The organism is Neolewinella persica DSM 23188, from assembly GCF_000373105.1.
GTDB classification, from domain to species: domain Bacteria; phylum Bacteroidota; class Bacteroidia; order Chitinophagales; family Saprospiraceae; genus Neolewinella; species Neolewinella persica.
Genome location: NZ_KB890458.1, coordinates 124,930 through 140,520, shown reverse-complemented (window position 1 = coordinate 140,520; position 15,591 = coordinate 124,930). Strand labels below are relative to the sequence as shown.

General features: G+C 50.2%; 12 protein-coding genes. 7 read left to right on the top strand and 5 right to left on the bottom strand.

All coding sequences use genetic code 11. From position 1 onward, the window contains the following. Positions 1-2 precede the first annotated feature (2 nt). Both B036_RS0122480 and B036_RS0122475 read left to right on the top strand, forming a co-directional pair. On the top strand, positions 3-902 hold the full coding sequence (locus B036_RS0122480; protein WP_020570999.1) for a DUF4349 domain-containing protein: 900 nt from the start codon (positions 3-5) through the stop codon (positions 900-902). Positions 903-1,301: 399 nt separating this feature from the next. After that, the gene (locus tag B036_RS0122475; RefSeq protein ID WP_020570998.1) at positions 1,302-2,453 is read left to right on the top strand and encodes a Gfo/Idh/MocA family protein; all 1,152 of its coding nucleotides are present in this window, start codon (positions 1,302-1,304) and stop codon (positions 2,451-2,453) included. A gap of 126 nt (positions 2,454-2,579) precedes the next feature. Here B036_RS0122475 and B036_RS32520 read toward each other — a convergent pair whose 3' ends face one another. The 3 genes from B036_RS32520 to B036_RS0122460 all read right to left on the bottom strand — a co-directional run bounded on the left by B036_RS32520 (position 2,580) and on the right by B036_RS0122460 (position 6,306). Beyond that, positions 2,580-4,004 carry a serine hydrolase domain-containing protein gene (locus B036_RS32520; protein ID WP_020570997.1) on the bottom strand — a complete coding sequence of 475 codons (1,425 nt, stop codon included), beginning with the start codon at positions 4,002-4,004 and terminating at the stop codon, positions 2,580-2,582. A gap of 2 nt (positions 4,005-4,006) precedes the next feature. Beyond that, positions 4,007-4,447 (bottom strand): MarR family winged helix-turn-helix transcriptional regulator, encoded by a 441-nt coding sequence (locus B036_RS0122465; RefSeq protein WP_020570996.1) that lies wholly within the window; start codon positions 4,445-4,447, stop codon positions 4,007-4,009. Between the two features lie 167 nt (positions 4,448-4,614). Beyond that, positions 4,615-6,306 carry a DUF6909 family protein gene (locus tag B036_RS0122460; RefSeq protein WP_026232250.1) on the bottom strand — a complete coding sequence of 564 codons (1,692 nt, stop codon included), beginning with the start codon at positions 6,304-6,306 and terminating at the stop codon, positions 4,615-4,617. Between the two features lie 512 nt (positions 6,307-6,818). On the opposite strand from B036_RS0122460, the gene B036_RS0122455 reads away from it, so the two are divergent. From B036_RS0122455 to B036_RS0122445, 3 genes are all read left to right on the top strand, one after another. Then, positions 6,819-7,766, top strand: coding sequence for a DUF4382 domain-containing protein (locus tag B036_RS0122455; RefSeq protein ID WP_026232249.1), 948 nt, complete (start codon positions 6,819-6,821; stop codon positions 7,764-7,766). Between the two features lie 361 nt (positions 7,767-8,127). Next, entirely contained in the window at positions 8,128-9,129 is a 1,002-nt protein-coding gene (locus tag B036_RS0122450; RefSeq protein WP_020570993.1) for a hypothetical protein, read from the top strand. Positions 9,130-9,321: 192 nt separating this feature from the next. Next, on the top strand, positions 9,322-10,032 hold the full coding sequence (locus tag B036_RS0122445; protein WP_020570992.1) for a glycosyltransferase family 2 protein: 711 nt from the start codon (positions 9,322-9,324) through the stop codon (positions 10,030-10,032). A 269-nt stretch (positions 10,033-10,301) separates the two neighbouring features. Here B036_RS0122445 and B036_RS0122440 read toward each other — a convergent pair whose 3' ends face one another. Both B036_RS0122440 and B036_RS0122435 read right to left on the bottom strand, forming a co-directional pair. Next, positions 10,302-12,425 (bottom strand): insulinase family protein, encoded by a 2,124-nt coding sequence (locus B036_RS0122440; RefSeq protein ID WP_083926290.1) that lies wholly within the window; start codon positions 12,423-12,425, stop codon positions 10,302-10,304. A 63-nt stretch (positions 12,426-12,488) separates the two neighbouring features. Next, entirely contained in the window at positions 12,489-13,817 is a 1,329-nt protein-coding gene (locus tag B036_RS0122435; protein ID WP_044103529.1) for a M16 family metallopeptidase, read from the bottom strand. A gap of 207 nt (positions 13,818-14,024) precedes the next feature. Between B036_RS0122435 and B036_RS0122430 the strand changes: the two genes are divergently transcribed. Both B036_RS0122430 and B036_RS32515 read left to right on the top strand, forming a co-directional pair. Continuing rightward, positions 14,025-14,606, top strand: coding sequence for a hypothetical protein (locus B036_RS0122430; protein ID WP_044103526.1), 582 nt, complete (start codon positions 14,025-14,027; stop codon positions 14,604-14,606). Between the two features lie 313 nt (positions 14,607-14,919). Next, complete coding sequence (locus tag B036_RS32515; RefSeq protein WP_020570988.1) at positions 14,920-15,516, top strand: toxin-antitoxin system YwqK family antitoxin; 597 nt, start codon at positions 14,920-14,922, stop codon at positions 15,514-15,516. Positions 15,517-15,591: the final 75 nt, after the last annotated feature.

Here is a 15,591-nt window from a genome sequence, read left to right as displayed (position 1 = left end):
CTATGCTAATTCGCACACTGCTCAGTACCATCATTGCCGTTTTCCTCTTCGCCTGTGGCAATGAAGGGAGCATGGCTAAATATGACTCCTCAGCCCCATCTTCCATTAGCGTGGAATCCTCCGCTGGCGACGAGATGGACGATTACGCCAGCATGGAAGAATTCGAAATGGAACCACCCCGAACCGCTGAGCCGCCTCCGCCGCCAGCACCCGACGGCCAGCCACAAGTGCGTCAGCAAAAGGTCATCTACACTGCCTCCGCTCGGGCCCAGGTCGAGAACCTCGATACCGCACTTGCCCGGGTTACCCGCCTGATCAGCCAAAACGGCGGCTTCCTATCCAGCCAGCATCGCAGTAACTCCACCTACGAACACGCTGCCCAGCTCACCATTCGGCTCCCGGCTGGCAAACTGGAAGGAACCCTGGCCTTTCTTCCTCAAATTTCCAACCAGATAGATTACCAGAATCTCGATAGTCGGGACGTAACCGCTCAATGGCTGGATCTCGAAACCAGGCTCCAAACTAAACGCGACGTTCGGGACCGTTACATCGACATCCTCCGGAATCGAGCGCAGAAAGTAGAAGACATCCTCAACGCCGAAGACAAGATCCGGGTCATTACCGAAGAAATTGAGTCCAAAGAAGGTCAACTGCGTTACCTCCGTGATCAGGTATCTCTTTCCACCCTAACGCTTGAGCTTTATGAAACCGTAGAATACCGGAACACCGGTGAAACCTATACCCGTAGTTTCGGAAGTAAACTAGTGGCCAGTCTGGCCTACGGTTGGGAGTTAGTTCAGGACCTGATACTGGGCACTCTGGCAATCTGGCCACTCCTTATTCTTGGGTTTCTGGGGGTATGGCTGTTTCGCAGATGGAGAGGAAAGCGTGCTGGCAAGTAGCTCTGCTCGCGAAGACTAGTGCAAATTAAGTTTTCACTTCTTTTTACTTGTCGCGCAGCCACTGCACTTGAGTTGCCTGAGACAAGGAGGAACGACGTAGTCCCAGGTAACGAAAGTGGCCGTTAAGGTTTGACGACGCTGCGCGTCGTAAGGTTAGTCCTTAGTCCGTTACCCCGGACTTTGTCCGGGATAACTAATGTGTATTCGCTACGCGATATCAAGGTAGCCTAAATATTGAACCTTAAATTACACTGTACTGGCTAAAAACCGTCTGGATTTAGTAGAACGCCGCAAATTCTAAGTCCCCCTTTGCTTAAAAATCAATAAATCTCTTTAGCTTGGCCTTAGCGCCAGTCGGCACATCGAATATCTACCCATAACTTTTTAAGCAAATAAAAAATGTACAGTTCCATTACCGCCGGTGTTGCCGGTACCGGATTTATTGGCCCCGTTCACGTTGAAGGACTCCGCCGGCTCGGCGTTCGTGTCAAAGGAATCTCCAGCGCGACCCTTGCGCTCGCGGAAGAAGCCTGCCAGCAGCTTAATCTGGCACACGCTTACGCCAACTTCGAGGAGATGTTGGAAGACGACGAACTGAACGTCATCCACCTCGCTGTCCCCAATGTGCTGCACTACCCCATGGTGAAGCAAGTCCTCGCCGCCGGTAAGCACGTAATGTGCGAAAAGCCCCTGGCCATGACTTCAGAACAGGGTAAAGAACTGGTCAAACTTGCCGCTGCCACCAACCTGAAGGCTGGCGTCAATTACAACCTCCGCTTCTACCCCATGAATCTGGAAGTAAAAGAAAGGCTGGCAAAAGAAGGTACCCGGATATTTTCCGTCGTCGGAGGGTACCAGCAAGACTGGCTACTCTACGACACCGACTATAACTGGCGCGTACTCGCTGACCAGGGAGGTGCCCTTCGTGCCGTTTCCGACATCGGGACCCACTGGCTCGACCTTGTTCATTTCACCACCGGACTGGAAGTTGAAGCTGTTCTTGCTGACCTGACAACCGTCCACACAACCCGTCGACGGCCAAAGGGGGAAGTCAGCTCGTTTAACAATGAAAAACTACGCGACGAAGACCTCGAGTCTATTCCGGTCACGACCGACGACTGTGCCAGTATCCTCCTCAAATTCAAGGGCGGTGCCAGAGGGCAGCTCTTCGTCACCCAAGTCAGCGCCGGGCATAAAAACCGGTTAACTTACGATATTGCTACCCAAAACGCGGCTTACGAATTTAACAGTGAGCGCCCCAACGAACTCCTTATTGGTCGGCGGGATGCCCCCTCCGAATTCCTGCAGAAGGATCCGGCGCTGCTGACCGGCCTTGCCGGCCCGTACGTCAACTACCCCGGCGGACACAACGAAGGTTTCCCCGATACTTTCAAACAGTGCTTCCGGTCTTTCTACAACGCCATCCTCGCCGGCGACGCCGCCACAGATGAAAACACGCACTACGCCAGCTTCGAAGATGGGTACCGTGAGTTGGTCATTTGTGATGCCATCCTTAAGAGCCATGCTGAGCAGGGGTGGGTTTATTTGTAGTGGATTAGTTCATAGTTCAATAGTTTCATTCCACTATGAACTATTGAACTATGAACTAACTATGCTGCTCCTTCAACCCTTCCTTGCACCTGCGGCCGCGCCTTATTGGGAACCAAAGAAATAGGACTACTCCCCAAGCTCCTTCAGCCGGTCCGTCGCCCACCTGTTGTCAGGGTTTAATGCCAGGCTTTTCTTGTAATTCGCTACCGCCGTAGTGGTATCTCCTCCTTCTATCTGAAGATCAGCCATAATAGAAACCGGGAACCACGACTCAGGGAAAGACTGTACAACTATCTCCAGAATATCAATCCCCTTTAAGCGCTCTCCAGCCTCGTAATACTGTTCAGAATGGTGGATCAACTGCCGCTCGTCGAGTTCTCCGGCAAAAGATTCAGCTAGTGCCAGCGCTGCCGGCTGACCTTCGGCCTCGTAAGTGGCCACCACCTGCTCAGCACGTTGAAAACTCTGAGACTCCTCCGTCTTCCCAACAATAGCTTCCCGCAAATGTGACCGCATCGTTGCCCAGCCACTACGTGGTCCTCGGTTAGAAAGTGAGATTGCGACCAGGTCATCCTGATCAAAGATGTCCACCTCTCCAGATACACCTGGGAACCCGCCATTGTGGCCGTATACCTTCCATCCATTCAGCTCCCTTAGACTAAAGCCGTAGCCATAGCCGTTTTCAAATCTATCATCGGTCATTTCTGCCAGCGTGTTGGCCGATACCAGGCTGTTTGACTTTAGCGCTTTCACAAATTTTGAAAGGTCTCCGACAGTAGAAAAGCCCCCTCCGGCAGAGCTACCCTTTATGGCCAAATATGGGTTTTCCTGCCAAAACCCAAGAGAGTCACGTTGTACGTACGCTTTAGCCAAACCAGGAACAATGGTATCTGAATGTCCCCATCCTGAATCATTCATCGCTAAGGGAATGAATATCTCTTCCTTGATGTGGTCATAATAATTCCGGCCAGCTATCTGCTCGATGATTAACCCCAGCACAATATAACCTGCATTGCTGTAAGCAAAACCTTCCCCCGGCTTGAAATTAAGCGGGTCTCCAACAAAAAGGGAGTGGTAGTCATCCAGTGTCCTGACGGAAGCAGGTTCGCGCTGCTCAAATTTCTCATTGAAGAAATCTCCCAGACCTGAAGTATGCGTAAGCAATTGCTCAATGGTCACACTATCCCTTACCGATATATCCGGATAATCCGGCAAGTGCTGGCCAACAAGGTCCTGAAGACCAAGCTTACCCGATTCCCGTAGCTGCATAATGGCTACTGCCGTAAACATCTTATTCATCGAGGCCAGGTTAAACTTTGTATCCAGGCCTATCGCTTCCTTACTTTTCTGGTCTGCCAGGCCATAAGCTTCTTCCAATAATGTTTCGTCTCCACGGGTCAGTAGTACAACGCCACTATAGAGGTCTTCCTGTCCCAACTGATCAATTGTTCCGCGGAGTGTGGTGAGTCGTTCCTCAAAACCCGGGTCCGCCTTTTGGCAGCAAGTAAGGGCCAGGCAGAGCAGGAGGAGAAGGAGAGTATAATTGTTCATAATTAATGCTTTTCACAGTTATCAATGATTTTATGGAGCAACCGGTGCAATTCCTTTTGCTCAGCAGCGTCCAGTCCGGCCAGCGCCAGCTTCCGGTTCATTTTAATGATCGGGGTTAGATCTTTTACGGTAGAGACACCTAAGGGGGTAAGCTTGAGCAGACTACGACGACGATCCTCCGGATGAGGTTCACGAACCAGGTAGCCATGCTTGACCATGAGCTCAATCATTCGGGTTACCGCAGCGTAGTCTTTAAATAATATCTCTGCCATCTCTACCTGGGAGATGTTAGAAGACTCCGCAATTAGTGAAAGCAGGAGCCCCTGATTGATGGTCAGCTCCAGGTGCCCCTGGTGGATATTCTCCAGCGCGAACCGCCGATAGGCCTTGATCGCTTTTTCAATGCTGTAAAAGATGGTACTACGGAAAGAAGAGAGTTGCATTGGCGTCTATTTGACTTAGATATATTATCTGTATCAAATAGATTCGTCTCAAATACTTATTGGCGTGTGGGAGCGTACTTTTTTTTATAAAAGGTATGATGCTGGTACTCCGCCCGTGGTTAGGTGACCGGGATAGAAAAGGAAAGATCAGTAGGTTGTCAGTGCTTTTAACTGCCCAAAACCCCCTCAAGCATCCGCACAGTAATCAGATAGGTAGGCTTCACCCCATCAGCTCCCAAAGAGCCTGACGCGAGCGTATGCCCCGTTAACAGCGGGTTATCACTGGCGTAGTAGGCGTACCGGACTTTAAGGTCGGGGTTGACAGATTTGCGTATGTGGGTCGCCGCCTGAATGGCTTTCTGGTAGTGCGCGCCCTCCATTTCTAGTCCGGCCGCAGCCCAGCTGCTGGTCAGGAAATAGTCGAGGATCGGTATGTTTTGCAAGCTGGTACCGAGAACCGTAACCATTGGTCCTTCGTAGACTCCGAGGCCTTCGCCGGCAAACTGATCGGCCGTAAAATGGTTATCAAAGGGGTAGTTATCGGCTGTACCTTCAAATACGTGCGCATTAGGCACCATAATATCTCCCTTTTGCCCTTCAAGGATCCCGGCTTTGCCCATAATGTTGATGCTTTCTACCGCCATGTCGTACACCGTGCCCGTTTCCGGATCGTGGTAAGGTCGCAGCAGTTCGTCCATACTCTCGTAGGCCTGCTCGCCAAAAGCATAATCCATTACCAGAATTACGGGTGCCTGGTCCGGATTCTTCGCAGGCTGAAAATTAACCTCCGGTGCCACCAGTTTGGGATCAAATTTCGCCGTGTCAAATAGCTGTACGCCAAGGTTTGTGCCACTTGTATCCGCTATTTCAATCAGGCCATTTTTGCGGGCTAGTTTAAATACTTCCGGCCGCAGGTGCTTATATTCAGCTTGGCTAAGGGCCCGGGCAAATTCAAACAACCCTTTGTGTTTCTTGAGCTTAACCGACAGTGAACTTGCACCAAACAGGCTATTGGCTACACTGTGCAGGTTAGCGCTGATGATGTGCAATGGTCGCTCAATCAGCTTTCGCTCCAGCAATACCGCTTTGATGTTGAGGGCCCACATTTCTCCGTAGTAATGGTGTCCGGTAGATTCCCGAAGCGAGCTGCTGAAGGTGATCTCCCGATCCTCATCTGCTTCCGCCTCCAGTTTGGCCAGTCGGCCCAGCCAGTAGGTTACGTGAAAAAGCGAATTGATATCTTCAGCATTAGCAAATCGCTTACAGGCGTGTACCACCTCATCGTAGGTCCGCCCCAGCAACGTGCTTAGGTAAGTGTAGGCCGTTTCCAATTTGAAATCTGCTCCAAGGTCGTCTCCCAGCACAATTCCTTCCAACAATTCCCACTCCCGGATCGGTCGCTCCTTACTATCCAGGCTATTCCGGTAGATCTTATTCGCCTCGGAATACAGAAAGGTCAGATGAGTGAGGATGTCGTAAATATCTGACCGCCCTCTTGTCATTTCGATGTACATCTCATTCTCATCGATCCGGTAAGCACTTCGGCGGCGGGCAGGGGCGATGATCGGTTCGAAAGAACTGTTTTCATAGCCCTCGCGGGTAATTAACTTCAGGAACCGGCACTCCTCAATACCTTGGGGTAAGCGGTTGAAGACGTAGTGCAGGCCATTGAGTTCCACGCGTTCATCGTCGGCAATTGAGCCATAGATCTCCGGCCGTAACAGCATCAGATTATCCATCAGGGTTTTCCCACTCATGCCGCCTGGCTTATAACTTCCACGGATCAACAGGTGGCGCATGGCAATATAAAGGCGTTGTACGGCGGTACGGCTTTCCTGAGCGCGGGAGCGGGGGGGCATGGTCATATTAATGGGATCGTTCGGATAAGGACAATTGAAAGGGGTACTTAGTTGAATCAACGCAGATTTGGGGGCGCGGCCGCAGGTGCAGGGGAAGGTTTGGAAGTGCAGTATTAAGGGTGAGAGCAGGGAGTTGGTAACGCCCATCTTTAAACTGCCTTGCTGATTGGGAAGAAGGAGTAACCCCCAACATTAACACGCCTGGTACAATACCTCCAATTCTCGTCTCGTTTCTCTGGCCGCAGGAAAACTCGTCTACGGACAAGGAGTAAAGCATACACATTCTCAGGTGGTTGATCATGGGTAGAATTTTCATTGAAAAAACCTGCCTCCCCAAAACCACTCCATTAAAAGCCTTCGTATGTCTACCTCAAAATAGCCTGCTTTTAAATATTAGACCTCAGCTTTAACCACCATTTATCACCTCCCCGCCTTGCATGGCCGGGACTCATTTCCCAAACCGGAAAACCAATTTTTAAACCATCTTTTTTATCCCACGAATTTCATTAACCATGACTGTATCAAATTTATTGACACGTTGCACCGTGTTTTCTCTTATTATGTTCCTTGCCGTCGGTTGTAACGATGATGATCCTGTAACCACCGGCGAAGGCCGCTTCTCCCTGGAGCTGACCGACGCACCCGTTGACGATCCTAACGTTTCAGCCGTTTTCGTTACCGTTGCCGACGTTAAAGTCGACGGACAATCGGTAGCAGGCTTCTCGAAGACAACCATCGAGCTTTCCGCCCTTCAGAACGGCGTCACCGAGATGCTGGTTGCCGCTGACCTGGAAGCGAAAACCTACAGCAGCGTTGAAATCGTTTTGGACGATGCTACCGATGCCGCCGGCAACAGCCCCGGCTGCTACGCCATGACGAACGACAACGGTAAAGTAGCCCTGGACGTAGCCGGAGACGGTGCGCTCCGCGCCACCAATTCAGGTTTCCAACTTACCCAGGGTTCCACTGTTGCTACCGTGATCGACTTTGACCTGCGTAAAGCGCTGAAGCGGACCGACGATGCCGCCAGCCCTTATGCTTTCGCTGCCGAAAGCAGGCTCGAAAGTAGCCTTAGGTTTGTTGAAAAGGAAAAGACCGGTTCCCTCTCCGGTTCAACAACTAATGCCTCCAGCGAAAACGGCGAATTCATCGTTTATGCCTACACCGCCGGTTCTTTCACTAGCAATGAGGCAGAAGGAAACGACGACGATGAACTCTTCCTCAACGCCGTCGCCAGCGCGCGGCTGTCCTCTACCGGAGATTATCAATTCAATTTCCTCGAAGCCGGCGACTACGAGCTAGTGGTCGTAGCGTATGAAGATGAAGACAACGACGGAAAGCTGGAAATGAAAGGCCGTTTCAGTGTCAATGCACTCCTTGGCATTAACTTAAGTAGCCTGAGTGTCGGAGCATCCAGCACGACAACCGCCAACTTCACGCTGACGGGGCTACTCCCCTAAAGAGCTTATTCCCTTAATTCAGATCCCAATTGTTGCACCCACGCTGAACTTCGGCGTGGGTGTTTTTCTTTTTGCCTTGTCTTCGCTGACGCTCAAAATTGACTTATGCAGAAGTATGGGGTAACTCCCTGCCTGCCTCTTCTACCCTCTTTGCACCTGCGGCCCCGCCTGAATAAAACAGCGTAAGCCCTGCGCATAAAACACAAATAATAGTTTAACATCAGCCAAGAGCCGCGATTTAGCCAACAAAAAATAGAAAAAAGGAGCATCTTCCGAACATACCCCTCCCCCCCTTAGGTTATAATAACAAGGGCAAACATTATCGCCCGTTTAAATTTTGCATTAGAAAACCAACAATATTATGACTAAGTATTTTTCAGCCCTATTTTTATTTTTAGCCCTGAGTCTACCCACTTTCGCCCAGGAAATGACCAAGAAAGCCTCCGATCGTGGTAACGATGTTCAGGAAGTTACTGCCGAAGATTATGAGCAAATAATGGAAAGTAAAATGTTCATCAACACTCGTGCCCGGGCCATCAACAGCCTCGATCTGACCGAGCAGCAAACCATTGATTTTACGCCGATTTTGATGAATTACACCATGCGTAAAGAACAGCTCGAAGAGCGGCGTACTAAACTTGTCCAGGCTTACGCCGATGAGATGGCAGAGGACGACACCGCAAAAGACGAAATGAACGAGACTGGTGATTTTGTAGAAAATTATTGGGAAATCGACATTGCTGAAATGGAGCTCAAAAAAGATGTCTTCGACCGGCTTGAAGACGTTATTACGCCAGGAAAAGCCATCCGCTTCTTTTCTGAAGAAGACATGTATACCCGTCGGGCAAAGCGCGATTTGGTAGTAAAAATGTTGCCAACGATGACATATTTGGTGCCACTCTCTTTGTCTTACCAATACGAATTGGACGACTACAGTAACTGGAACCGGATCAACATTGACGGTGAAGTAGGGCTAAACCACGAATTTACCTACAACGGTCTTTCCAAGCTCTTAAATTTAGCTGAGGCCATGACACGCGCCGAAGAAGTATCGGTGAAAAACTTCAGTGAACGCAAAGCAGAAGTGATGAAAATGTCCAAAATGATGAAGAAGGACTGGACCAGCCTCCAACACGCCGATCATGCGCGGAAAGCATTTATCGCGACTTCAAACATCCTGAACGACATTGCTATTGACGTTAATTTTGACGATCCGACTGCGTGGTTAAGTAAGCTTATGACTACTGCGGAGATGATCGATCCAAACCAGAAGTTAACTGACCAGGCCAGTACTATTTACACTTACTTCAATACTGCTGAAGCAATTGTAAACGAACTTGTGAAGCAGGTTGACTCCAAGTAATCGTTCCCCGGAACGTAGCAAACGCTAGATAAAAAGCCGCATCGGATTAGTTCCGATGCGGCTTTTTATGTCTCCCGCTATTTTCCTGAACTAAGAACGGTTATAAAGGTAGACATTTGAAACGCTACCTTTGCGCCCCGTGGAATTTTCCCCACCCCAACAACCGGCTTTAAGACAAACGAAATTTTCCAGATGCTTTCCATCATCATCCCGGCTTACAACGAGGAACGAACCATTCACCTCATTCTGGATAAAGTCCGGGACGTCGTACTTGTAGGTGACCTGAAAAAGGAGATCATCATCGTAAACGATTGTTCTTCCGACGATACCGCCGGCGCCGTTCAGCGATATGCCGATGCCAATCCAGGTTTGAATATCCAGTACTTTGCGCACGAAGTCAACAAGGGAAAAGGTGCCGCCCTCCACACCGGCATTGCCAGGGCAACCGGGGAATACCTCATCATTCAGGACGCCGACCTGGAATATGACCCCGAAGAATACAATGATCTGCTGAAACCGATACTGGCTGGTTTTGCGGACGTCGTTTACGGCAGCCGTTTTCAGGGAAGTAAGCCGCACCGGATCCTATTCTACTGGCATACCATCGGCAACAAATTCCTGACCACCCTTTCCAATATGTTCACCAACCTGAACCTGACGGACATGGAAACCTGCTATAAACTCTTCCGGACGGAGATGATCCAGGGGCTCAACCTTACCGAAAAGCGCTTTGGCTTCGAGCCGGAGGTAACGGCCAAAATCAGCCGGATCAAGAACGTCAGGATCTACGAAGTGGGCATCAGTTACTACGGCCGGACTTACGAGGAAGGTAAGAAGATCGGTTGGCGGGATGGGGTCCGGGCTATTTACTGTATTTTGAAGTTTGGGTTGGGGATTAAATAGTGAAAGGCATAAGGCAGGAATGGGTAAGGGAACTCCCCCCGTAAGTACCGTTCGCAGCGGTGCACTTCGTGGCGGCCTTCGGTGGTCGCTTGCTCACCTTTGAGACTGAACCATACTCGCCTCAGGCACCAGAGGTAAAATATCTTTTTCCGTCGGGCAACCGCGAGGTTTACCCTTCTACTGGCCAGGCTTCGTAAAGGCCGCGAACGCACAAAGCCCGGCCCCGCAATGGCGGAACCGGGCTTTTAGTTTATCCGTTAATCCAGTAATTACTCCACCGAAAACAACGACTGATCAATCTCCGTATTGACCTTGGCCTTCGTAACTTTCATTTCGATGGGAAAAGGAAGCATACCGCTCATCTTCATGGAATAAGGCATTTTCACGCCGCCAATTTCCCGGTAGTCTCCATAATTCATGGTTACCGTTTGCGGCCCTTGCTTCTTAACCATACGAACTTCGAGCATGGACTCCTTGTCAAAGAAGTGCTGAGAATCTCCGGTTTCACCTTCTACGGTTAGTACAACAGCAGGCTTACCGTCCACCATTTCTGTTCCGGTTACGGAAACCTTGTCCAGTGAGTTCATCAATTCAACGATCGGGAACAATGCAGCCTGTTCGGCCATGGTGGCCGTCAACTCAGGGCTGTCGGGCATGGTTTGGCCTTGCTGCATCATTTTAGCTTTACCGCCATTGTACCGCTGATCGGCCATTACCATTCCCATCATCATGGTTTGGCTATTGAACTTAGTTCCGTTTTCCTTCACCATGGTCTGGACCAGTGTCTGGCCCTGAACGTCGGCTTCCATGGTCAGGGCGTAGTTTTTCACCTTAGCAATAGCATCGGCACCACCGATTGCATCGACGTAGCCCATGATGACGCTCTTCGCGGTAAGGTCCGTCGGAGCTGCCATTTCCTCCATATTGATGGGCTCACCGTTGACATCTAGATAATTGATCTTGCCACTGGTGGCGAATTTGGCCAGCTTTTCAGCAACGGCCTTATCTCCCACTACGATGATGTTAGTATTCGTTGGCGACATCGCCATGCGGGAAACGTTCAACAAATCGTTGGCGCTGGTACTTTCCACTTTCTTGAGGTAGGTTGGGTAATAGTCCCGGTCCAGTCCGTAGCGGATGGTATTCAGGGCGTAGCGGGCGATCCGTTGCGGGCTCTCCAGAGCGCGGCCGAAACTACCCGTGATCAGGCTTTTGGTACTTGCGAGTTCCTTAGCGGTAACGGGTTCGGAGCTGATCTTGGCGAGTTCCAGCATGAATTGGGTAACGGCGGAATCGGTCACTTCGTTGCGCACATCTGAGCTGGCGGAAAAGCTTCCGACCACTTCATCGGTATTCAGCGAAGAACCGGCACCGTAGGTGTAAGCTTTGTCCTCCCTTAAGTTTTGGAAGAGGCGGCTGTTGAAGCTGCCACTACCCAGAATCAGGTTTACCATGCTGCCGGGAATGGCTTCGTCTGAACCAGGTTTCACGTCCACCGGATGAGAAATGATGATGTTAGATTGAACAGCACCGGTACGTGGTACGAAGTTCACCGTTACACCGCTTGGGCGCTTGGGCATATCAAACTCCTTCACCATTACGTCTTTTGCCTTCCAACTGCTAAAAGCATCTTTTGCCAGTTTTTCAGCTTCGGCACGCGTCAGGTCTCCTACCATAACCAGGTAGCTGCGGTTGGGGACGAAGTAGGTATCATAGAAGTCCTTTACCTCTTCTAAAGTGATGTTCTTCAGGGTCTCGGCTGTTTGGAGTTCTCCGTAAGGGTGGTCTTTACCGTAAGTAACGACCGATTGTACCCGGGCAGCGATGGCACCAGGATTGTTGAGGGTCGACTGCAGGTTAGCTTCCGCCTCAGATTTAACCTTGGCGAACTCCTCTTCGGGAAAACGGGCATCGAGGACAACCTCCGCCATCATATCCATCAGTGTTTCTTTGTACTTACTGATCGTTGCGGCGTAAGCGCCAGACCCGCCCGTGCTCAGGGTAGCGCCAATGAAGTCAATGGCCTCATCAAGCTCTTCCTTTGATTTTGTGGAGGTCGCCCGACGCAGCATACTGCCCATCATACTACTGACGCCTGCGTACTTGCCTTCCATGATCGGTGGCACATCCACAAACAACTGGTAGCTTACACGAGGAAGCTTGTGGTTCTCGACCAGAACGACCTGCAGTCCATTGTCAAGTTTAAAATCCTGAAAATCACCCAGCTTGATCACTGGTGCCGGACCGGGAGCCGGAGCTTCGGCACGGAAGTCTCCGTCCATCATCTCCTTTGCCTCCATCGGTTTATCGGCCATTGGGGCTTTAGTCGCCTGCGGCGTAGAGCAGGCGGCTGCCAGGAAAAGGACCATCAGGCCCATTAGTAAACGTTGCATTCTTTATATTTTGGAGGACCGGCAGGAGCCGGTCAGTTATTTAATGGAAAATCTAGTGGTTGTTTACTTACTTGGCGCCGCTCCGGGCACCCAGTAGAGAGTCACCCGATTATCGAGGGTGTAGTAAGTCTTGGCTACCCGACGGATGTCTTCCCGGGTTACTTTCATGTAACGATCGGTTTCCGTATTGATCAGGTTAGCGTCCCCCTGGTACATTTCGTAATTGGCCAGGCTCTCGGCGATACCGGCCATGGAGCCGTAACCGGAGATGGCATTTGCTTCCACTTGGTTACGGAGTTTTTGGAATTCCTTTTCCGAGATCATTTCATCCTGTAACTTCTTCACCTCAGCGTTAAAGGCCATTTCCAGGTCTTTGATGGCACCACCTGGTTTCGCGATCATAAATGCAATCGCCAGTCCTGGCCCTTCCGTGAAACTGGGGATGGAGACAGTCTGTACGGCCAGTTGCTTTTCGTCGACCAGGACTTTATTCAGTCGGGAGCTCTGTCCGCTGCTAAGTACCTGATTCATCATGCTGATGGCGTAGTAGTCGGGGTGGTTTCTTTCCGGCACGCGGTAACCCATCACTAGTGCGGGTAGTGGTGCCTTTTCGTCGTAGATACTGTCCCGTACCTCGCTGCCGAGTGCTGGCTCTACAATAGTTACCCGGGGTGGCGTTTCGCCACGGGGAATACCACCGAAGTATTTCTCGATCAGCCCTTTGGTTTCAGCGATATTGATGTCTCCTGCAATGGAGAGTACCGCATTATTGGGTACGTAGTAGGTTTTATAGAACTTTTGGTAATCAGCAGCTTCGGCGCTGTTCAGGTCTTCCATGTAACCAATATTGGGGTCCTTATACGGATGCTTGGTGAAGCCGTGACGGTACAATTCGTAAAGAAGGTTGCCATAGGGCTGGTTGTCCATCCGTTGGCGACGCTCTTCCTTTACCACACTTCGTTGGGTGTTTACGCCCTCCTGGTCAACGACAGCATGTAGCAAACGCTCACTTTCAAGCCAAAGCCCAAGTTCAAGTTGATTGCTCGGGAGCAATTCGTAGTAATAAGTTCTGTCCTGGCTGGTATTGGCGTTAAGGACACCACCGGCATCTTCCACGTATTTGGCGTACTCTCCGCGCTTGATGTTCTTACTTCCTTCGAAGAGCAGGTGCTCAAAGAAGTGAGCGAATCCGCTACGGCCTTCGTAAGAATCCTTGCCGCCCACTTCATACATGATCGATACCGCTACGATGGGTGCCGTCGCGTCTTCGTGCAAGATGACCTTCAGGCCATTGTCTAAGGTATACTTGGTGAAATCGATGTTGGTTTGTGCGCCCAGGCCCAGAGCAAACAGGCAGCAGGTCAGCAGCAAACTTCCTTTTTTAAGTAACATGTATTGGATGATTTTAGTAATGTTTATTTGGTTATTCTTCCATTGAAACCGCAAGAAACGATAATCGTTTGCACGACAAGCTTTTTTTCGGCAAACGTTGTAGTTTCTCTTTCGTTTGACGGCCAGATGACCATCATATGACTTCATGAAGTGGCTGGAGGAATTCCATGGCGCTGAGCGCCCGTAAAGACTGCCAACCCACGTAAATTGAATCCTAAGCCTTTACGGTATAACCATAAGCGCGTGGAGGTGGCTAACGTGACATGGAGCTTGCCTTATTTCTTCGGTATCCGGGCGGGGCCGCTGGTGCAAGGAATAGATTGGAAGGAGCAGAGAGTGGGCATTACGGTATTGCGTTTTACCTTCCATTGCACCTGCGGCCCCGCCTCCTGCTCCTGCAACAGACATAAAAAACCCCGCTGTGCCGAAGCAAGCGAGGCAGTTTTATCAGAGCAATACTTAAAAAGGGATACACTGAATAAAGCAAAAAGGGTAGGTGTTATTCCAAAACTTCAGGTGTTGATGTGTATGGGTTCGGGCAAGGGTAAAAGTGTCTACGTCTTCGCTTTAACTGGCAGGGTCGGCCTGAAAAAGCTTTACATTAATTACTACATCTCAAAAAAAATAACAGGGGGTGTAAAGCGGTGTTTATTTCCGGTTGCCGAAGGGAACGAAGCATCGCTCATCCGACAAAACAAATTTAGGCAGGTTTTCAGGCCCATAAAAGTTTTCACTACTCCGGGCCGCTGGAAGACCAGTAAAAACGATGCGTACCGGAGGAAACCTTAATAACTGTTAAGAAAATGCAGTCTGCACCCAAATTGGTGGGTCTGGGGTCGTGCTTCAGCAAATTTATGCCTTCAAAACGGGCAGGTTTCGCTACTTGTTACGCCCTAAAAAACCTTAACACTTTTTGGGATTCTCACCAAAGAAAGTCCCGGAATCAAGCCCCGGGAGGTTCAATTCCCCCCTCGTTTAAACATGTGTTAAATAACGGAACGGGGCTGCAGCGGAGCGACAAACCGCATTTATGACGCGGAGAAATTCAAAAAGTCACCCGGTGAAATCAGTTCTCATGATAACTTTGTCAAAAATCAGTGCCATGCGCTTTCTTATACTTTCCCTTTTTGCCCTCCATCTCTTTGCCTGCCAGCAGGCAGGCCAGTCCATTGTTGAAGAAGTAGAAAAAGCAATCGTTGACGAAAAAGAATACGAATTGACCGACATTGCCGGCACCACTACAAAAAAAGCCGAAAGAAAGGATACCCTGGGACAGATCCTTGAGTCAGGATTCGTCCTTGACGGCAAGAAACAGGGTACCTGGACTTATTACAGCAAGGACAGCAGGGCACCGGAAAAACTAATGAGCTACATTGACGGCGCGCTTAACGGCCCCTACATTGAAATGGACGTACAGGGCCGTTACGCTTTGATTGCCAATTACAGGGCCAACAAGCTTCATGGATATTATGGAAAGTACCGCATCGGCCGGGCTGAATTAACGGCGAATTACGTTGATGGCGCGCTCGACGGCGTAATGGCAGAGTATGACTACCGCAACCAAAAGATTAAGCAGGAAGTCAGCTATAAGATGGGCCTTAAGGACGGATACATGCGCTATTACAACGACGAAGGCAAAGTCACTCTCGAGTACCTTTACAAAGATGATGAACGCGTATCTGGAGGGATCAAGGAATGAGCATTAGGAGCGTGTCCGAATAGGGCTGATTTTAGCCTGTTGCTTCCACCGACGCTTCTATTTGCACCGAGTGCA